This window comes from Actinacidiphila rubida (genome assembly GCF_900110255.1).
GTDB lineage: Bacteria > Actinomycetota > Actinomycetes > Streptomycetales > Streptomycetaceae > Actinacidiphila > Actinacidiphila rubida.
Window position 1 is genome coordinate 206,848 of record NZ_FODD01000006.1, and the last position, 19,779, is coordinate 226,626.

A 19,779-nucleotide genomic window follows, 5' to 3' on the forward strand; every position below is an offset into this window, starting at 1 on the left:
CGCCCCCCCGCCCGCACGGGGCGAATCCCGCACGGGGGGGGCGAACCGCGGCCCGGAGGGCTACTTGCGGAAGCCGATGTTCTGGTAGGCGGGGGTCTGGAAGCCGAACGCGCCGGCGTTGGCGACGGAGGCGCGCAGTGCCACCACCTCGGGGCGCTGGTAGAGGGGGATGGAGCCGGCGGCGGCCCAGATGCGGGCGTCGGCCTCGGCCGTCAGGGAGCGGGCCTGCGAGGCGTCCAGTTCCGAGCCGGCCCGGCTGAGCAGCTGGTCGATCTGGTCGGTGCCGACCCGGCTGTAGTTCTGGGCCACCGACAGGGAGCCGTCGGGCGCCGGCACCGGCTTGGCGAAGATCGGCGTGTCGTCCGTGGCGGGGTAGGCGCTGCCCGGCCACGAGTACAGCGCGAGATCGAAGTCGCCGGCGGCGATGTGGTCCTGGAAGTAGCCCGCGTCGGCGACCTTGTTGATCTCCGTGCGGACCCCGATCACCGACAGCATGCGGGCGATCCGCCCGCCGACGTCGTCGAGCATCGGCGAGTCGGAGGGCAGCACCATCCGCAGGCTCAGCTGCTTGCCGTTCCTGGCGACCGCCCGGGTGGGCTCGACCACGGTGAGCGTGCCGGAGGCCGCGGTCCGCCCCGGTCCGGCCTGCTTCTCGCCGGTCTTGGCGGCCGACCGCTGCCAGCCGGCGTCGGCCAGCAGCGCCTGCGCCTGCTGGAGGTCGGTCTTGCCCAGCGCCGAGCTGTGGTCGGCGTAACCCTCCTGGGAGGGCAGCACCAGGTGGTTGCCGAGCGGATCCGCGGGCAGCCCCAGCGGCTTGAGCACCGCGGTGGCGATCTCCTTGCGGTCGATGGCCCGGGCCACCGCGTGCCGCACCCGCTCGTCGGTGAGCGCGCCGGACGAGCCGTTGATGGCCAGCTGCGCGTACGCCGCGTCGGGCGCCTTGCGCACCCCGACCCCGTGGATCCTGGTCACCGAGCCGAGCGCGCCCGGGTCGATCTCGGCGACGTCGAGCTTTCCGGCGGACAGCTGCGCGGCCCGCTGGGCGCGCGGCACGGCGGTGAGGACCAGCGCGTCGAGCTTGGCCCGGTCGCCCCACCAGGAGGGGTTGCGGGCCAGGGTGACGGTGCCTGCCTTGGCGTCCATGGCCTTGACCTGGAAGGGTCCGGCGACCGCCGGCAGCCTGGTGCGGGCGGAGTCGTTGAACGCGTCGGCGCTGCCGGTCACCGAGGCCGGGTACAGCGGGCTGAACAGCGACCGCCAGTCGGCGTAGGGGGTGGCGAAGGTGACCTTGACCTGGTGGACGTCGGAACCCTGGGCGATGCCGGCGATCCGGTCGTAGCCCGCGTTGCGGGCCGTCCAGTACGCGGCGTTCTTGCCGCCCAGGGCCTTCCACTGGGAGGTGAAGTCGGCGGCGCTGACCGCTTTGCCGTCGCTCCACTTCGCCTTGGGGTTCAGGTCGTAGGTGACGACCTGCCGCGGGTCGGTGGCCGAGACCGTCGCACCGGTGACGAAGTCGCGGTCGAGCTGCGGGGTGCCGTGCCCGTCCAGCCGGAACACCTGCGGCAGCGTGGCCGCGGCGATCACGGCGGTGCCGCCGTCCGCGTCGGACTGGTAGGCGTTGAGGGTGCGCGGCATCGCGTCGACGGCCCAGCGCATGGTGCCGCCGTCGCGCACCCCGGCGCGGGCGACGGTCGCCACGTCGGTGCCCGCGGTGCCGGCCGCGTGGGTGCCCGACGACGTGCAGGCCGCGGTGAGCGTGAGCGCGCCCCCCGCGGTGAGCGAGAGGGCGATGCGCACGGCCCGGCGCCGGGGGGTGGGAGCGGTCGGGTACGTCCTGCGGTTCATGGGGGGACACCTCCGCGGGCCCGGCGGCTCGTAGAGGGCTACGCGCGCCGGCCGGGACATCCTCATCTGGTCAGAATCTGGTCAGACATGCCTTTTGTCGGTCAATACACCGCGCTCATGGCACCCCACCACCGCCGCCACCCGGCGACGACCCGCCGGAAGTCGGCCGGATGTGCGGCCGGGACCACCCGTCCGGCGGACGATGACCCGGCCCTGCTACCACGTCCGGTGGGAATCCGTGCACGCGTCTTCACACGGTGCGGTGTGACGCGCAACACTCCTTCCGCGACAGCGAAGCGTCACCCACCGCACGGCGGCAGATGGTGAGGGCAGTTCCATGTCCCTGCACGACGACCTGACTTCGGTCCAGCGACGACTTGACGACCTGATGCGCTGCGTCGCGCGCCTGGACGAGCACGCCGGCGACACCCTCGACATGCGCCGGGTCCGCGCCGACGCCGGCCACCTGCGGGAGAGCCTCGCGCTGCTGCGCGACTCCGCGCCGGCCGCCGCGGGCGCCCGCACCGTCGAGATGGTCACCGTGTCCGACGACCCGTACGACCGCATGCTCTGGGTGGACGCCGAGGACGAGGGGCTGGGCTCGCCGCACCGGCACGCGCCCTGATCCCCGGCCGGCCGGATCACCCGGATCCGGGTCCCGCCGCGCTCGCCCCGCCCCCGTGCACCGACGAGCACCGCGCGTCCGACCACGTGCGGTGCCGACGTGCTCCCATCCCCGTCCGTTCGGAGTCACCCTTTGGCCACCGGAACCACACCCACACCACCAGTCTCGGAACCTCGCGGTGTCCGCTCGCCCGGACGCGCCGCGATCACGGCCCCGCACCTGCGGACCGACCGGTGGTGGGTGCCGCCGCTGGTCACCGCCGTCGGACTGGCACTGTTCGTCACCTACGCGACCTGGCGGGCGTTCGCGAACAGCCACTACTACGCCGCCCCCTACGTCTCGCCCTTCTACTCGCCGTGCCTGGCCTCGAACTGCCAGGACATGAAGGGCGGCGCCGACTGGCCCCTGTTCGGCTCGTGGTGGGGCCTGTCCCCCGCGCTGCTGGTGCTGGTCTTCCCGCTCGGCTTCCGGCTGACCTGCTACTACTACCGCAAGGCCTACTACCGGGGGATCTGGTCGTCCCCGCCGGCCTGTGCGGTGGCCGAGCCGCACGCGAAGTACACCGGCGAGACCCGCTTCCCGCTGATCCTGCAGAACTCGCACCGCTACTTCTTCTACCTGGCACTGGTCGTGGCCGGCATCCTCACCTACGACGCCGTGCTGGGCTTCCGCGACGAGCACGGCAACTGGGGCCACATGGGCCTGGGCACCCTGGTGCTGCTCGCGAACATCGCGCTGATCTGGGCGTACACCGTGTCCTGCCACTCCTGCCGGCACGTCATCGGCGGGAAGCTCCGGCACTTCTCCAGGCACCCGGTGCGCTACCGGCTGTGGGGCTGGGTCGGCACGCTGACCGCCCGCCACATGCTGCTCGCCTGGTCCTCGCTGATCAGCGTGGGTGTCGCGGACTTCTACGTGTACCTGGTGTCCAGCGGCGCCTTCGACGATCCGAGGTTCTTCTGAGATGACGAATGTGGAACGGCACGCGTACGACGTCGTCGTGGTCGGCGCGGGCGGGGCGGGGCTGCGGGCCGCCATCGAGGCGCGGGAACGCGGCATGCGGACGGCGGTGATCTGCAAGTCGCTGTTCGGCAAGGCGCACACCGTGATGGCCGAGGGCGGCATCGCGGCCAGCATGGGCAACGCCAACGGACACGACAACTGGCAGGTGCACTTCCGCGACACCATGCGCGGCGGCAAGTTCCTCAACCACTGGCGGATGGCCGAACTGCACGCCAAGGAGGCGCCGGACCGGGTGTGGGAGCTGGAGACCTGGGGCGCGCTGTTCGACCGCACCAAGGACGGCCGGATCTCGCAGCGCAACTTCGGCGGCCACGAGTACCCGCGGCTGGCGCACGTCGGCGACCGCACCGGCCTGGAGCTGATCCGCACCCTCCAGCAGAAGATCGTCTCGCTGCAGCAGGAGGACCACGCCGAGACCGGCGACTACGAGGGCCGGCTGAAGGTCTTCCAGGAGTGCACGGTCACCCGCGTCCTCAAGGACGGCGACCGGGTGGCCGGCGTCTTCGGCTACGTCCGCGAGTCCGGCCGGCTGTTCGTGATCGACGCGCCCGCGGTCGTGCTGGCCACCGGCGGCATCGGCAAGTCGTTCAAGGTGACCTCCAACTCCTGGGAGTACACCGGCGACGGGCACGCGCTGGCGCTGCTGGCCGGGGCGCCGCTGATCAACATGGAGTTCATCCAGTTCCACCCGACCGGCATGGTCTGGCCCCCGTCGGTGAAGGGCATCCTCGTCACCGAGTCGGTGCGCGGCGACGGAGGGGTGCTGCGCAACAGCGAGGGCAAGCGGTTCATGTTCGGCTACGTCCCGGACGTCTTCAAGGAGAAGTACGCGCAGAGCGAGGAGGAGGCCGACGGCTGGTACGCCGACCCGGAGACCCACCGCCGTCCGCCCGAGCTGCTGCCCCGTGACGAGGTGGCGCGCGCGATCAACAGCGAGGTGAAGGCCGGACGCGGCTCCCCGCACGGCGGGGTGTTCCTCGACGTGTCGACCCGGTTGTCGCCGGAGGAGATCAAGCGCCGGCTGCCGTCGATGCACCACCAGTTCAAGGAGCTGGCCGACGTCGACATCACCGCTGAGCCCATGGAGGTCGGCCCGACCTGCCACTACATGATGGGCGGGGTCGACGTGGAGCCGGACACCGCGGCCGCCCGCGGCGTCCCCGGGCTGTTCGCGGCCGGCGAGGTGGCCGGCGGCATGCACGGCTCCAACCGGCTCGGCGGCAACTCGCTGTCCGACCTGCTCGTCTTCGGGCGCCGCGCGGGCCTGTTCGCCGCCGAGTACGCAGCCGGACTGCCCGCACCGGAACGGCCCGCGGCCGGCGAGGAGCAGATCGACGAGGCGGCCGCGGAGGCGCTGCGGCCGTTCGGCGCGGAGGCCGGGGACGGGGGCCCGGACGCCGGGGACGGCGGATCCGGCGCCGCCGTGGAGAACCCCTACACCCTGCACCAGGAACTGCAGCAGGTGATGAACGACCTGGTCGGCATCATCCGCCGCGGCCCGGAGATGGAGCGGGCGCTCCAGCACCTGGCGGAGCTGCGCGTGCGCTCCCGGCGGGCCCTCGTGGAGGGCCACCGGCAGTTCAACCCGGGCTGGCACCTGGCCCTCGACCTGCGGAACATGCTGCTGGTCAGCGAGTGCGTGGCGCTCGCGGCGCTGGAGCGCACCGAGAGCCGCGGCGGCCACACCCGCGACGACCACCCGGGCATGGACCGCACCTGGCGCAAGGTCAACCTGGTGTGCGAGCTGGCCGGGAAGGACGAAGCCGGGCACGGCACGGCCGCCGCGACAGCCCCGACAGCCGCCGGGGACGCGGCAGCCGGACCGGGCACGGCGCGTGCCGAAGACGCGGCAGGCCCCGACGGTGCGGCCGGTATGTCCGGTGCGTCTGGTCCTGTCTCCACCGGCACGGCGGCCTCGGTCTCGCTCCGGCGCCGCCCGATGGACCCGATCCGCCCCGACCTGCTCGACCTGTTCGAACGGGACGAGCTGCTGAAATACCTGACGGACGAGGAGCTCGACGCGTGAGCAGTTACACAGCGCACTTCAAGGTGTGGCGCGGCGACGCGGACGGCGGCGGACTGGCGGACTACCAGGTGGAGGTGAACGACGGCGAGGTGGTGCTGGACATCATCCACCGGCTGCAGGCCACCCAGGCCGCGGACCTGGCGGTGCGCTGGAACTGCAAGGCCGGCAAGTGCGGCTCGTGCAGTGCCGAGGTCAACGGCCGGCCCCGGCTGATGTGCATGACGCGGATGTCGGTGTTCAGCCGCGAGGAGACCGTGACCGTCACTCCGATGCGCACCTTCCCGGTGATCAGGGACCTGGTCACCGACGTGTCGTTCAACTACACCAAGGCCCGCGAGGTGCCGGCGTTCGTCCCGCCCCAGGGGGTGGCCGCCGGGGAGTACCGGATGGCGCAGCAGGACGTGGAGCGCTCGCAGGAGTTCCGCAAGTGCATCGAGTGCTTCCTCTGCCAGAACACCTGCCACGTGGTGCGCGACCACGACGAGAACAAGCCCGCGTTCTCCGGGCCGCGGTTCCTGATGCGCGTGGCCGAGCTGGACATGCATCCGCTGGACGCGGCCGCGGAGGCCGGGCTGGACCGCGCGGCCTCGGCTCAGGACGAGCACGGCCTGGGCTACTGCAACATCACCAAGTGCTGCACGGAGGTGTGCCCGGAGGGCATCCACATCACCGACAACGCCCTCATCCCGCTGAAGGAGAGGGCGGTGGACCGCAAGTACGACCCGCTCGTCTGGCTGGGGTCCAAGATCCGCCGCCGGGGGCAGTAGCCGGGGGCGGGCCCCGGACTCCGGAGTCGCGCCACGGGCGAACCGCACATAGCCTCCGAAAAGGAGCCACCCGGAGGGGCGTGGCGCGGCAGCGGGAGGCGGCGCGGTGCGGACGAGACGTCAGGCTTTCCCCGCCGTGCTCGCGGCCTGCGCAGCCCTGGCCCTGAGCACCGCGGCACCCGCCCGGGCGGCCGGCCGCCCGGGCGACTCGCCCGTCCCGCTCGCCCGGACGGGCCAGGTCACCGACCGCGTCGGCGCGCTCGGCGACCGCGCGCCGGAGGTGCGGGCCGCCCTCCAGCGGCTGTACTCCACGCAGCGCCTCCAGCTGTTCGTGGCCTACGTCAGCACGTTCTCCGGGCGCACCCCGCAGGACTGGGCGAACGCCACCGCCGTCAAGAACGGCCTGGGCCGCAAGGACCTGCTGCTCGCGGTGGCCACCCACGACCGGCAGTACGCGGTCTCCGCCGACCAGGACTCGGGTCTGACGCAGGCCCAGCTCAACGAGGTCAGCGACCGGGCGATCGAACCGGCGCTGCGCGAGAACGACTGGGCGGGCGCCGCGATCGGCGCCTCCGACGGCTACGACGCGGTGCTCACCGGCCGGCCGGTGACCCCGCCGGCCATCTCCCCCGGCGCCGCCGACCCCGGCGGCGGCCCGGACAGCGGCGCCGGCAACGGTGCCGCCGCGCTGTGGATCCCGGTGGCCGCGGTGGCCGCCGCCGCGTTCCTGGGCCTGTGGGCACTCCGCAGGCGCCGCGCCCCGGCCGGCGGGCCGTCCGGCGGCCGTCCCGCACCGGCCTGGCGGGCCCCCTCGGCCGGCCGGGCCGCCAAGCAGCCCACACCCCTCACCCCGCTCCCCGAACTCGACGCCCAGGCACGCCAGTTGCTGGTGGCCACCGACGACGCGGTGCGCACCAGCCAGGAGGACGTGGGGTTCGCCGCCGCGCAGTTCGGCGACGACGCCGCCAAGCCGTTCGGCGAGGCCGTCGACTACGCCAGGGGCGAGCTGACCGCCGCGTTCCGGCTCCGGCAGAAGCTCGACGACGCGTTCCCCGAGGACGACGACACCCGCCGGCAGATGCTGGACGAGATCCTGTCCCGCTGCACCCAGGCCAACCGCCGGCTGGACGCGGAGTCCGAGGCGTTCGACCGGCTGCGGGCCATGGAGGCCAACGCCCCCCAGGTGCTGGAGCAGGCCGAGCGGACGCTGGCCGCGCTGCCCGCCCGGATCGCCGCCGCCGAGGCGGCTCTCGCGCCGCTGGCGCAGCGCTACGCCGACTCCGCGCTGGAGCCCGTCGCCGGGCACCCCACGGAGGCCAGGGACCGGCTGGAGTTCGCCAGGACCAGCCTGGACGAGGCGCGCGGCGCCGTCGGCACCGACCACGGCCGCGCCGCGGTGTTCGTCCGGGCCGCCGAGGGCGCGCTCGACCAGGCCGCCATGCTCGCCGACTCGGTGACCCGCAGGGAGCAGGAGCTGCACGCCGCGGACACCCAGCTGCGCGACGCGCTCGCCGAGACCGACGCGGACCTGGCCGAGGCCCGCGGGCTGCTCGGCGGCTCCGCCCCCGGCACGGCCGCCGACCTGCAGGGCAGGATCGCCCGCGCCGAGCAGGTCGTGGCCGACGTGCAGCAGGAGCTGACGGCCGGACGGTACGACCCCATCGCCGCGCTGCGCCGGGTCGAGGAGGCCGACGCGGCCCTGGACGAGTCCCTGGCCGGGGCCCGGGAGCGGGAGGACACCGGGCAGCGGGCCCGCGCGCTGCTGGACCAGGCGCTGCTCGGCGCCCGCAGCGAGGTCGCCGCGGCCCGCGACGTCGTCACCACCCACCGCGGGGCGATCGGCAGCCAGGCCCGCACCCGGCTCGCCGAGGCCGAACGCCGCCTGCACCTGGCCGGTTCGTCCGCCGTCACCGACCCGGCGGCGGCACTGGAGCACGCGCAGGCGGCGGACCGGCTGGCCCGCGAGTCGCAGGAGTACGCCCGGCAGGACGTCAGCGGCTTCGGGGACCTCGGCGGGTACGGGGGCTTCGGCGGCGGCCGGCGCACCGCCGGCCTCGGCGGCATGGGCGGCGCGGTGCTCGGCGGCATCCTGCTGGGCGGCGTGCTCGGCGGTGGCGGCGGCGGCTTCGGTGGCGGGGGAGGCGGGTTCGGAGGGTTCGGCGGCGGGCCGGGCAGCTTCGGCGGCGGCCAGACCCGCGGCCGGATGGGCGGCGGTGGCAGGTTCTAGACGGCGGCTTCCGGACGTCCCAGGCGGCGTTTCGGGCACACACCAGGAGCAGGGAGAAGCGATGACCAAGCAGACCATCCTCGGCCGGGTGGCACAGCTCGCCAGGGCGAACGTCAACGCGCTCCTGGACCAGGCCGAGGACCCGCAGAAGATGATCGACCAGCTGATCAGGGACTACACCAGCAACATCGGCGAGGCCGAGAACGCGGTGGCCGGCACCATCGGCAACCTGCGGCTGCTGGAGCAGGACCACGCCGAGGACGTGGCCGCCGCGGCCGAGTGGGGCGGCAAGGCCGCCGCCGCCAGCCGCAAGGCGGACGAGCTGCGCGGGGCCGGCAACGCGGAGGCCGACCGGTTCGACAACCTCGCCAGGATCGCGCTGGGCCGCCAGCTCCAGTCGGAGAAGGAGGCCAGGGCCGCGGAGCCGATCATCGCCTCGCAGAACGAGATGGTCGACAAGCTGAAGACCGGCCTGGACCAGATGAAGGCCAAGCTGGCGCAGCTCCAGGCCAAGCGCGACGAGCTGGTGGCCCGTTCGCGGTCCGCGGAGGCCCAGAACACCATGCTGGACGCGGTCAAGAGCATCGACGTCCTCGACCCGACCAGCGAGTTGGGCCGCTTCGAGGACAAGGTCCGCCGTGAGGAGGCCCGCGCCAAGGGCAAGGAGGAGCTGGCCGCGTCGTCCCTGGACGGGCAGTTCGAGTCCCTCGACGCCCTCGGCGACGCCGCCGAGATCGACGCCCGCCTCGCCCGCCTGAAGGCCACCAGCCCGGCATGACCCCCCCCCGGTCGGGCCGCTCACGAACAGGCCGGCGACCAGGTCAGTACATGCTGAGCAGGTCCTCGACGGAGGGGCCGGCGGAGTCGGATCCGGGTCCGCGCAGGGCCAGTTCGAACCAGACGGTCTTGCCGCGGTGGGTGCGCCGGCTGCCCCAGCTCTGGCTGAGCATGGCGACCAGTTGCAGGCCGCGGCCGCCCTCGTCGGTGTCCCGGGCGCGGCGGCGCCGCGGCTGCATCAGCGCGTTGTCCCACACCTCGCACACCAGCGTGCGGTCCAGCAGCAGGCGCAGCCTGATGTCCCCGTAGCCGTGCCGCAGCGCGTTGGTGACCAGCTCGCTGACCAGGAGTTCGGTGGTGTCGACCAGGTCGTCCAGGCCCCAGGCGACGAGCTGCTCGCGGGCCAGCTCGCGGGCCCGCGCGACCGAGGTGGCCTGCGGTTCCAGCGTCCAGTCGCCGACGCTGTCGGCGGACAGGCCGCGGATACGGGCCATCAGCAGCGCGATGTCGTCCTCGCCGTGCGCGGTGTCGAGGGTCGCCAGCACGTGGTCGCAGACGTCCTCCAGCGGCCGCGGCGGTCCCGCCAGCGACGCGCGGAAGGCGTCCAGGCCCTCGTCCAGCGAGTGGCTGCGGGACTCCACCAGGCCGTCGGTGTAGAGCGCGAGCAGCGCCCCGTCGGTGAGCTGGACCTCGATCTCCTCGAACGGCTCGCCGCCGACGCCCAGCGGTACGCCGCGCGGCAGTTCGAGCAGCATCGGGCTCTCCCCCGGCTCCACCACGACCGGCGGCATGTGGCCGGCGTTGGCGATGGTGCAGCGCCGGGTGACCGCGTCGTAGACGACGTAGATGCACGTGGCGAGGTACACCTCGGCCAGGTCGGCGTCCCCGGGGTTCTTGGCGCGTCGGGTCCTGCCCTGCCGGGGCGCGCCGAGGCCGCCCACGACCTCGTCCAACGCGGCCAGCACTTCGGCGGGTTCGAGGTCGAGCATGGCCAGGGTGCGGACCGCGGTGCGCAGTTCGCCCATGGCGACGGCGGCCCGCAGCCCGCGGCCCATCACGTCGCCGACGACCAGCGCGGTGCGGTGGCCGGGCAGTTCGATGACGTCGAACCAGTCGCCGCCGACCTCGGTCTCCATGCTGCCGGGCAGGTACCGGCACGCGATGTCGAGGCCGGCCGCCTCCGGGTCGTCCGGCGGCAGCAGGCTGCGCTGGAGGATCAGCGCGCGCTCGTGCTCCCTGCGGTACAGCCGCGCGTTGTCCAGGAAGATCGCGGCCCGCGCGGCGAGTTCCTCGGCGAGCATGCGGTCGCGTTCGGTGAACGGCTCGCTGCCCTTGGCGCGGGAGAACTGCACGAGGCCCAGCACGGTGTCGCGGGCCACCATCGGCACGACGAGCGTGGACTGCACCAGGGTGCCGCCCAGGTCGTTGGCGCCCTCGCCGTCGAGGACCTGCGGCTGGGCGGTGCGCAGCGCGCGAGCGCTGGCCGAGCCGAACCGGTAGCGGTGCACGGCGCCGACCGAGACCGGGCCGTCGCCCGAGTTCTCGTCGTCGTCGCCGGCCATCACCACGGGGGCGTCGGACACCGCGCTGGCGAACGCGACGCGGCGCACCTCGCCGCTGCCGTCACTGGTGCCGGTCAGGTCCTCCGCACCGGACAGCAGCACCTGGTACAGGTCGACGGACGCCAGGTCGCAGAAGTGCGGGACGGCGACGTCGAGCAGTTCGCGGGCGGTGGTCTCCAGGTCGAGCGAGGTGCCGATGCGCGAGCCGGCCTCGTTGAGCAGCGCCAGGTTGCGCCGGGCGTGCGCGGCCTCGCGTTCCGCGCGCTGGCGCCCGGTGACGTCCATGGCCAGGCCGGCCACGCCGATCGGCCGCCCGGCGTTGCCGCCGCTGTGCAGCCGGTACAGGGACATCGACCACCGGCGGCGGGCCGGGTCGCCGGGCACGGTGCCGACCAGCGGCATGTCCAGCACGGGCTCGCCGGTCTCCAGCACTTGGCGCAGCGCGGCGTTCAGCCGGTCGGCCTCGACGCGGGACAGGAAGTCGTGCGGGCCGCGGCCGCGGTGCTCCTCGGCGGGACGCCCGAACACCTCCGCGAAACGGTCGTTGACGCGGATCAGCTGCAGGCGGGTGTCGAACAGCACGAAGCCCATCGGGGACTGCCCGAAGACCGCCTGCGAGGCGGCGACATCGGTCTCGATCTGCCGCAGCGTGGCCACGTCCAGCGCGATGCACAACGCGCCGTCGTCGGCCGGCATCACGTACACCTCGGCCAGGCCGCTGCCGCCGGCGGCGTCCTTGTAGGGCACCACGCCGTTCCACTCGCGGCCGTCGAGGATCTGGGCGAGCCGCTCGTGGGCGCGCACCTGGACGTCGGGCGGGGCGAAGGCGCTGATCGGGTCCCGGCCCAGGGCCTCCGCCGCGCTGACGCCGAAGAACTCCTCGGCGCGCTTGCTCCAGTGGTCGATGCGGCCGGCCCGGTCGAGCGAGAACGACGCGACGCGTATGTAGTCGTACATCGAGCCGGGCGGGCTCGACTGCCAGACCCCGGCGCGTGCCGCCGGGTCCGCGTCGTCTCCGGGGGGAACCGCCCCTGCTGGCATGTCGCTCACTCGCCCGACCCCTCCAGCTCAGCACACATGGACCGGTTGGAGCCGAGTATTCAGCATGCGGACCGTCCAGCACACGGTCTTGTCGATCACAGCATCATCTCGGCTCCCGGGACGCGGGGGCGGACCCCGGAACACCACGGTGGCCATGTGGTCGGGCGCGTCGCCCGGTCCCCGCACGGACGGCCTCGTCCCACGGCCGCCCACTCCGGGAACTCGCACGTCAGCCCTCCGCACCTTTCACTTCCGCCCTGTCGGCATACCCGGCACAGTGCCGTCGAACCATACGTCACCATGTGGCGCGGCGCACCCGGTCGCCGCCCGCCCCGCGCCCCCGCGCTCCCACGCCACCCCGCGCGCCACCCGGGCGCGTCGTGCGACCCGTCGCACGGCCGGCCGGGCGGGCCCTGACACCCCGGGCGCACGGCCGGGCGGACCGGCGGCGGGCGGGCGGCGGCGGGCGAGCGGCCGCTACGGCAGGGCCAGTTCGAACCAGACGGTCTTGCCCAGCGGGCCGTGCCGGGTGCCCCAGCGCCGGGACGTCCGGGCCACCAGCTGCAGCCCGCGGCCGCCCTCGTCGGTGTCGGCGGCGGTGCGCTCCTGCGGCGGGTCGGGCAGCGGGTCGGAGACCTCCACCAGCAGCGAGGTGCCGCGGACCATGCGCACCCCGATCGGGCCGTGCGCGTAGCGCAGCGAGTTGGTGACCAGCTCGCTGACCAGCAGCACCGTCACGTCGGACAGCGTCACCAGGTCCCAGTGCACCAGGGTGTCGCGGACCCGGCGGCGCGCGAGGCGCACCGCGCTGGCCTCGGCCGGGAACGTCCAGCCGGCGGTCGACCCGGCCGGGAGGCCGCCGAGGCGGGCCATCAGCAGCGCCACGTCGTCCGGTTCGCGGCCCGGCTCCATGATCGCCAGCAGGTCGTCGCAGGCGTCCTCCAGCGAGTGCAGTGGGCGGCTGAGGGTGCGGCGCAGCCGCTCCAGGCCGTCGGTGATGTCGTGTCCGCGGGCCTCCACCAGGCCGTCGGTGTACAGCACCAGCACCGCCCCGTCGGGCACCTCGAACTCGGCGGACTCGAAGCGCACGCCGCCCACGCCCAGCGGGACGCCGGTGGGCAGTTGCAGCAGCCGGGCGGTGTACGCGGCCGGGTCGTCGTCCCGCGGCGCCGGCTCGACCAGCACCGGCGGGACGTGCCCGGCCTGTGCGAGGGTGCAGCGCCGGGTGGACGGGTCGTAGACGGCGTAGACGGCGGTGGCCATCCAGCCCTCGACCGACCCGCTGGCCAGGTCGTCGCCCAACTCGTTGACCCGGCGCAGCAGTTCGTCCGGCGGCATGTCCAGCCCCGCCAGGGTGCGCACCGCGGTCCGCAGCCGCCCCATCGTGGCCGCGGCGCCCAGGCCGTGGCCCATCACGTCGCCGACCACGAAGGCGAGCCGCCCGCCGGCCAGCGGGATGACGTCGAACCAGTCGCCGCCGACCTCCGCGCCGCTGCTGCCCGGCACGTAGCGGAAGGCGATGGCCACACCGGGCGGTTCGGGCACGGTCTGCGGCAGCAGGCTGCGCTGGAGCGTCAGCGCGCCCTCCCGCTCGCGCACGTACAGCCGCGCGTTGTCCAGTGCGGCGCCCGCCCGGTCGGCGAGCTCGCCGGCCAGCGCCAGGTCGTCGTGGTCGAACGGCTCGCGCCTCCGGGTCCGGCTGACCACCAGCAGGCCCAGCACCACCCCGTGGGCCCGCAGCGGCAGCGCCAGCAGCGAGGTGACACCGAGCTCGACCGCGGCGTCGATCTTCGGGTCGTCGGGGAAGGTGGTCTGCCGCAGTTCCTCCTCGGAGGACACCAGCCGGGGTTCGCCGGTCAGCAGCACCGTGCCGAACACCGACTCCTTGGTGAAGGAGATCAGCTGGCCGCGGCGCAGCATCCGGGACGCCGCGGGGCTCCAGTGGGCCGCGGCCACACCGAGCTGCCGCATCGGGGTGCTCTCGCTGTACGGCACGCTGGGCAGCGCCCCGCCCTCGGCGGACTCGGCGTGCAGGATCACGCCCGCGTAGTCGCTGAACCCCGGCACCAGGGCCGCGGCGAGGGTCTCGGAGGCCCGGTGGACGTCGAGCACGCCGGCGATCCGCGAGCCGAGCTCGTTGAGCAGCGCCAGGCGCTGCCGGACCCGCTCGGCCTTGGCGGCGGCGTGCACCCGCTCGGTGACGTCCATGATGGTGGCGCTGACGCCCAGCACCCGCCCGGCCCGGTCCACCAGCCGGTGGTACGACACCGAGCGGTGGCCGCGGTGGCGGGGTGCCATCGACACCAGGTCGATCACCGGCCGGCCCGTCTCCAGCACCTCGCGCTGCAGTTTCGTCAGCTCACCGGCGACGGCCGGGTCCAGCACCTCGGCGACGGTGCGGCCGAGGTGCGCGGAGGCCGGCATGCCGTTCATGTCGGCCAGCGCCTCGTTGACCCGGACGTAGCGCAGGTCGCGGTCGAAGATGGCGACGCCCAGCGGAGAGGAGTCGAACAGCGCGTCCAGCGCGGCGAGATCCTGTTCCAGCGTGATGAGCCGGCTGGTCTCCACCATGGAGGCGAGCACGAACGGCCGGCCGTCCCCGTCGACCAGCAGGCTGGCCCGGGTCTCCACCTGCACGGTGTGGCCGTCGCGGTGGCGCAGCGACAGGATGCCGTCCCAGCGGCCGGTGCGCAGCAGCTCGGCGAGCATCTTCTCGGCGCGGCCGGGCTCGGGGATGCTGCGCAGGCGCGGCGGCCCGCCGGACCGGGTGTCCACCGCCTCGGCCGGGCCGAACAGCCCCCCGACCCGCCGCCCCACGATGTGCTCCCCCGCCCAGCCCAGCACTTCCTCGGCCAGCGGGCTCCACAGCAGCACCCGGCCGCTGGTGTCCAGCATCACGACGGCGACGCGCAGGGTGTCCAGCAGCGTGCCCCCCGGCCGCTCCGCGGGCGGCGGCGGCGCATGGTCGGGGGAGGCGTCGCCGGTGTCGCTCATGCCACTGCCACCCCCGACCGGGTCCGGGCCGGACGTCGCCACCCGGCCACACGAAGGGTTTATCCCCTCTTACCCGATAATGCCCGTTTCTTGCGGGTCGGGCCGGTGGAGCGGCTCAGCCGGCGGAGCCGTCCCGGCGGGCCCCGGCACCCGGAGGGGTGACGGCGGCGAGCAGCGCCTCGACGGCGGGGCGGTCGGCGGGGACCCAGCCGAGGGCGGGGGCCTCGGCCGGGGTGACCCAGCACAGGAGGTCGTGGTCCTGGAGAGGGCGGGGAGTGCCGTCGAGGATCACGGCGGTCCAGACGCGCAGCACGAGGTCCGCGGTCAGCGGCCACTCGCCGGGCAGGCGCTCCAGCGGGCGGACGGCGACACCCAGTTCCTCCCGCAACTCGCGCACCAGCGCGTCCTCGGCGCGTTCCCCCGGCTCGACCTTCCCGCCGGGCAGCTCCCAGCGCCCGGCCAGTTCGGGCGGCGCGGTGCGGCGCGCGGCCAGCAACCGCCCCGCCTCGTCGAACACGGCGCCCGCGACCACCACGCGGGGTCGGCTCACGCCGGGGCCGCCGTGGGGGAGATCCGCTCGACCACGTAGACCTGCCGTTCCCCGGCCACCAGCGTCTTCGCCACCCGCTCGGCCTCCGCCCGGGTGGCGTACCGGCCCACGCGGTAGCGGTTGCCACCCTCGTCCTGGCGTATCAGCGCCCACACCAGCTCCGTCGTCACGACGGTCCCCCCTCGAGCGCGCGCAGGTGCGCGACGTTGTCCCTGTCCTCCTGGTCCTGGCTGGGGGCGCCCGCGAACCAGGCGTCCAGGATCTCCTGGAGCACCGGTCCCGACAGCGTGCGCAGGCTCAGCGCCAGCGCGTTCGCGTCGTTCCACCTGCGCGCGCCGTCGGCGGTCGGGGCGTCCGCGCACAGCGCTGCGCGGACTCCGGGCACCTTGTTGGCGGCGATGGACGCGCCCGTCCCCGTCCAGCAGCAGACGACGGCGTGGTCGGCGCCGCCCTCAGCCACCGCGCGCGCCGCGGCCCCGGCACTCCAGGCCCAGTCGGCCCGGTCGTCGCCGGCGCCCAGAGCCCCGAAGGGCACGACGGTGTGCCCGCGGCGCCGCAGTTCGTCGACGAGCTGGCGGGCCACCGGTTCATCCGTGTCCGAGGAAACGGCGATGCGCATATGCCCGACCCTACGCCCGAGGTTCACAGCGCGGGTACGGATTACCACGAAGAGGTACTGATCCGGCCAGCTGATCGTCCGACCGTTGACACTCCGTCAACAGGCGGCGGAACGGATCACCTTACGGGCAGGTGGTACACCGCCCGGTAGCGCTCGGCCGGGATGACCACGTCGGCGGTCTCCACCGGGCGGCCGGACGCGAAGTAGGTGCGCCGGATCTCGATGACGATGTGCCCCGGCACCCCGCCGAGCGCGGCCGTCTCCTCGGCCAGGCCGGGGCGGGCCCCGACCTCCTCGGCCATGTGGTCGACCAGGACGTCGATCGCCGCCATCCGCGGGACCACGCCCTGCCCGGCGACCGGGCCCTCCTCGGGCAGCAGCACGGGGGTGCGCGAGGTCAGCGCGAGCGGCTCCCACGAGGTGGTGAGCATCGACGGCTCGCCCTCGGTGCGGAAGACGTACTGGGTGCGCATCACGCGCTCGCCGGGGACGATGGCCAGCCGCTCGGCGATGTCCGGGCCGGCGATGTCCTGCACGCTGCGCGACTCCCAGCTGCCCTTGCTGCCCTCGTCCGCCTGCTCCTGACGGTACGTCGTGGGCGGGCCGGACGGCCGGTAGCCGCTGCGCACGATCCGGCGGGGGCGGGGCCGCTCGCGGACGTACGTGCCGGAGCCGGAGCGGCCCTCGACGAAGCCCTCGGCCATCAGGACCTTGCGGGCCTCCAGGGCGACGGTGTCCGAGACGCCGTACTCCGTTCTGATCCGGGCCTGCGAGGGCAGCCGGGCGTGCGGCGGGAGCGTGCCGTCGAGGATCTTGCGCCGCAGGTCCTCGGCGACGCGGAGGTAGGCGGGCTGCTCACCGAAGGCCACGTGCCCCTCCCAGGGGTTGACTGTCCGCAACAGCTTGGCAACCCTCGGTACTCGACCGCAAGCCTTCCCCTGAACGTCACGTTCCGGATGCACCCCGCCGCCGGGCCCGCGGATCGCCCCACGGGCCGGGTCCCGCGGCCCGGTCCGGCGGAACGGCCCGCCGGACCGGGCCGCACGGCCCGGATCACCGCCGTCCCGTCAGACGCCGACGCCCGAACTGTCGCCGCCGGTCCTGGCCGAACCCGTCACCCTGCCGTCCATGCTGCCGAAGAAGCAGGTCACCGCCCGGTCGCCGCGGTCCCAGCCCTCGCGCGGCGGCAGGTAGTAGTAGATGTCCAGGCCGTCGGGGAGCGTCGCGTCGCCCAGGTACGCGTCGGACTCCGAGGCGCACTTCTCGTCGGCGACCGTGGCGATCCGGTCCTCGCCCGGGTAGTCGGGGCCCAGGCTCGGGTCGACCGTGAACACCGCGTACGCCTCGGCGTCGTGCTCGTCGCCGCAGGGCACCACGTCGACGGAGGTGGAGCGGGTGCCGGCGTCGCCGTAGTCCGACAGCGAGGTGCCGACGGTGTTGAAGCACTGGCCGGCCCGCAGGTCCTGGACCTTGGTGTTGCCGTCGTCGAGCGCGCCGATCACCGCGAGGGTGACGGTCAGCGCCATCACCACGGTCCCGATGGCGTTGATGATGATGCCGGCGATCGCCATGCCGCGGCCGCGCTGCCCGGTGCGCCGGATCTGCCGCAGGCTGATGACGCCGAAGACGATGCCGAGGAACGGCACGCACCACGCGGTCAGCGAGACCACTAGCGCGGCGATCGCCAGGCCGTTGGTGCCCTGCTCGACGGGGTGGTACCAGCCGCCCTGCCCGGGGTAGCCGTACGGGCCGCCGACCGGGCCGTACGGGTTGCCGCCGGGGTACGGCCCCGCGCCGTACGGCTGCTGGCCGTACGGGTGCGGCCCCTGCGGCTGACCCCAGCCGGGCGCACCGCCGAACGGCGGCTGCTGCCCGGGGTGCGGGAAGGGCGGCAGCGGGGCGCCGGGCGCGGGCGGCACCGGCGGCGGGGCGTCGGTCCCGCCGGGTACGGGCGGCACCGGCGGCGGGGCGTCGGATCCGAACGCTCCGGGAGGGGCGGGCTGCGCGGTCGCGGGAGCGTCGGCGCCGGTGGCGGCTTCGTCCGTGGTGGCGGCCGCGTCGAACGGCGCGGCCGCGGGCGCCGGAACGGCGTCGGCGTACGAGGGGCCGTCGGCCTGGGTGGGGACCGCGCCGGGCGGCGGCGCGTCCTCGGGCGACGGTGTCGGCGGAGGGGGCGGGGGTATGTCCACCCGGGGAGTGTACGGTCCGCCGCGGCGGTCGCCGCCCGGCCCCGTACGGCCGTCCCAGCAGCCTCTCAGGCACCACTTGGCGACCGGTCGGCACGGGTTGCGCCATTCCCCTTGACCCCTATTGGTCTAGGCCAATAGCGTCCGGCCATGCGTCGTCGAATCCTCGGCCGTTTGGCCGCGACGGCCGCCACCCTCTCGGTGGTCGCCGTCCTGCCCGCCCTCGCGGGCGGCAGCTCCGCGCAAGCCCACGACGGTTCCGGCCCCGCGGCCGGCTCGTCGTACCGAAGCGTCGGTTACTTCACCCAGTGGGGCATCTACGGACGCAACTACCAGGTGAAGAACGTCGAGACGTCCGGCACCGCCGCCAAGCTCACCCACCTCAACTACGCGTTCGCCAACGTCGGCGCCGACGGGACCTGCTTCGAGGGCAACGTCGCCGGCCAGGCGGACGCGTGGGCCGACTACCAGCACCCGGTCGACGCGGCCACCTCGGTGGACGGCACCGCCGACACCGCGGACCAGCCGCTCGCCGGCAACTTCAACCAGCTCCGGGAACTGAAGGCCGCCCACCCCGGCCTGAAGGTCATGATCTCGATCGGCGGCTGGAGCTGGTCCACCCACCTGTCCGACGCGGCCAGGACCCCCGCCTCCCGCAAGGCGCTCGTCGCCTCGTGCCTGGACCTGTTCATCAAGGGCAACCTGCCGCTGCTCGACGGCAAGGGCGGCCCGGGCTCCGCGGCCGGCCTGTTCGACGGCGTCGACATCGACTGGGAGTGGCCGGGCTCCGCCGGCGACACCTCCACCGTCTACCGGCCCGAGGACAAGCAGGACTTCACCGCGCTGGCCGCGGAGTTCCGCCACCAGCTCGACGCCTACGGGCGCACCACCCACAAGCACTACGACCTGTCCGCGTTCCTGCCCGCCGCCCCGGCGAAGATGGACGCCGGCTTCGAGGCCCGGAAGATCTTCCACTACCTCGACTTCGGCACCGTCCAGGGCTACGACTTCCACGGCCCGTACGAGGCGACGACCAACCAGCAGTCGGCGCTGCGCGCGCCGGCCGCCACCCCGGTCGCCCACGACTTCAGCGACACCCAGGCGATCGGCGACTGGCTGCGCCGCGGCGCGCCGGCCCGCCAGCTCGTACTCGGCGTCCCGTTCTACGGCCAGGGCTGGACCGGCGTGCCCGACGGCGGCACGGCGGGCCTGTTCCAGCCGTCGACCGGGCCGGCGCCGGCCACCTGGCAGGCCGGCAACGAGGACTACCACGCCCTCAAGGTCCTCGCCCAGTCCGGCACGTACACCGTCCACCGCGACACCAGGGACGGCTTCGCCTGGCTCTACGACGGCACCAACTTCTGGACCTACGACGACCCGCAGGTCATCGCCCAGAAGACGGCGTTCATCCGGGCCGCGCACCTCGGCGGCGCCATGGTCTGGTCGCTCGACGGCGACACGTCCGACGGTGAGCTGATGACGGCGATCCACGACGGCCTGACCCCGCACCACCACTGACGGCAGGCCACCGACGGTG

Annotated in this window: 15 protein-coding genes; 7 read left to right on the forward strand and 8 right to left on the reverse strand. The window is 74.1% G+C overall.

Going from position 1 to position 19,779, the window contains the following annotated elements; genetic code table 11:
- Nucleotides 1-60: 60 nt before the first annotated feature.
- A complete protein-coding gene (locus BMW99_RS08280; RefSeq protein WP_069463239.1) occupies nucleotides 61-1,845 on the reverse strand; it encodes an ABC transporter family substrate-binding protein in 1,785 nt (594 codons plus the stop codon).
- A 337-nt stretch (nucleotides 1,846-2,182) separates the two neighbouring features.
- Here BMW99_RS08280 and BMW99_RS08285 point away from each other — a divergent pair, with 337 nt between their 5' ends.
- From BMW99_RS08285 to BMW99_RS08310, 6 genes are all read left to right on the forward strand, one after another.
- Nucleotides 2,183-2,470, forward strand: coding sequence for a hypothetical protein (locus tag BMW99_RS08285; protein ID WP_069463238.1), 288 nt, complete (start codon nucleotides 2,183-2,185; stop codon nucleotides 2,468-2,470).
- A 132-nt stretch (nucleotides 2,471-2,602) separates the two neighbouring features.
- The gene (locus tag BMW99_RS08290) at nucleotides 2,603-3,433 is read left to right on the forward strand and encodes a hypothetical protein (RefSeq protein ID WP_069463237.1); all 831 of its coding nucleotides are present in this window, start codon (nucleotides 2,603-2,605) and stop codon (nucleotides 3,431-3,433) included.
- Nucleotide 3,434: 1 nt separating this feature from the next.
- On the forward strand, nucleotides 3,435-5,519 hold the full coding sequence (locus BMW99_RS08295) for a fumarate reductase/succinate dehydrogenase flavoprotein subunit (RefSeq protein WP_069463236.1): 2,085 nt from the start codon (nucleotides 3,435-3,437) through the stop codon (nucleotides 5,517-5,519).
- On the forward strand, nucleotides 5,516-6,286 hold the full coding sequence (locus tag BMW99_RS08300) for a succinate dehydrogenase/fumarate reductase iron-sulfur subunit (protein ID WP_069463235.1): 771 nt from the start codon (nucleotides 5,516-5,518) through the stop codon (nucleotides 6,284-6,286). The genes BMW99_RS08295 and BMW99_RS08300 overlap by 4 nt, the downstream gene beginning before the upstream one ends.
- Before the next feature lie 106 nt (nucleotides 6,287-6,392).
- The gene (locus tag BMW99_RS08305) at nucleotides 6,393-8,513 is read left to right on the forward strand and encodes a TPM domain-containing protein (RefSeq protein WP_075016513.1); all 2,121 of its coding nucleotides are present in this window, start codon (nucleotides 6,393-6,395) and stop codon (nucleotides 8,511-8,513) included.
- A 61-nt stretch (nucleotides 8,514-8,574) separates the two neighbouring features.
- On the forward strand, nucleotides 8,575-9,291 hold the full coding sequence (locus tag BMW99_RS08310) for a PspA/IM30 family protein (protein WP_069466626.1): 717 nt from the start codon (nucleotides 8,575-8,577) through the stop codon (nucleotides 9,289-9,291).
- A gap of 43 nt (nucleotides 9,292-9,334) precedes the next feature.
- Here the strand turns inward: BMW99_RS08310 and BMW99_RS08315 are convergent, their stop codons facing one another.
- The 7 genes from BMW99_RS08315 to BMW99_RS08340 form a co-directional block, all read right to left on the reverse strand.
- Nucleotides 9,335-11,893, reverse strand: coding sequence for a SpoIIE family protein phosphatase (locus BMW99_RS08315; RefSeq protein WP_075016557.1), 2,559 nt, complete (start codon nucleotides 11,891-11,893; stop codon nucleotides 9,335-9,337).
- Nucleotides 11,894-12,370: 477 nt separating this feature from the next.
- Entirely contained in the window at nucleotides 12,371-14,887 is a 2,517-nt protein-coding gene (locus BMW99_RS08320; protein WP_075016514.1) for a SpoIIE family protein phosphatase, read from the reverse strand.
- A 115-nt stretch (nucleotides 14,888-15,002) separates the two neighbouring features.
- Entirely contained in the window at nucleotides 15,003-15,437 is a 435-nt protein-coding gene (locus tag BMW99_RS08325) for a (deoxy)nucleoside triphosphate pyrophosphohydrolase (protein WP_075016515.1), read from the reverse strand.
- Nucleotides 15,434-15,607 (reverse strand): SPOR domain-containing protein, encoded by a 174-nt coding sequence (locus BMW99_RS40655; protein WP_143080520.1) that lies wholly within the window; start codon nucleotides 15,605-15,607, stop codon nucleotides 15,434-15,436. The genes BMW99_RS08325 and BMW99_RS40655 overlap by 4 nt, the downstream gene beginning before the upstream one ends.
- On the reverse strand, nucleotides 15,604-16,056 hold the full coding sequence (locus BMW99_RS08330; protein WP_069466596.1) for an RpiB/LacA/LacB family sugar-phosphate isomerase: 453 nt from the start codon (nucleotides 16,054-16,056) through the stop codon (nucleotides 15,604-15,606). The genes BMW99_RS40655 and BMW99_RS08330 overlap by 4 nt, the downstream gene beginning before the upstream one ends.
- 116 nt (nucleotides 16,057-16,172) lie before the next feature.
- Nucleotides 16,173-16,925: a GntR family transcriptional regulator gene (locus tag BMW99_RS08335; protein ID WP_069466595.1), complete on the reverse strand. Its 753-nt coding sequence runs from the start codon at nucleotides 16,923-16,925 to the stop codon at nucleotides 16,173-16,175.
- A 198-nt stretch (nucleotides 16,926-17,123) separates the two neighbouring features.
- The gene (locus tag BMW99_RS08340) at nucleotides 17,124-18,245 is read right to left on the reverse strand and encodes a DUF4190 domain-containing protein (protein WP_075016516.1); all 1,122 of its coding nucleotides are present in this window, start codon (nucleotides 18,243-18,245) and stop codon (nucleotides 17,124-17,126) included.
- A gap of 147 nt (nucleotides 18,246-18,392) precedes the next feature.
- On the opposite strand from BMW99_RS08340, the gene BMW99_RS08345 reads away from it, so the two are divergent.
- Complete coding sequence (locus BMW99_RS08345; protein WP_069466714.1) at nucleotides 18,393-19,760, forward strand: glycoside hydrolase family 18 protein; 1,368 nt, start codon at nucleotides 18,393-18,395, stop codon at nucleotides 19,758-19,760.
- Nucleotides 19,761-19,779: the final 19 nt, after the last annotated feature.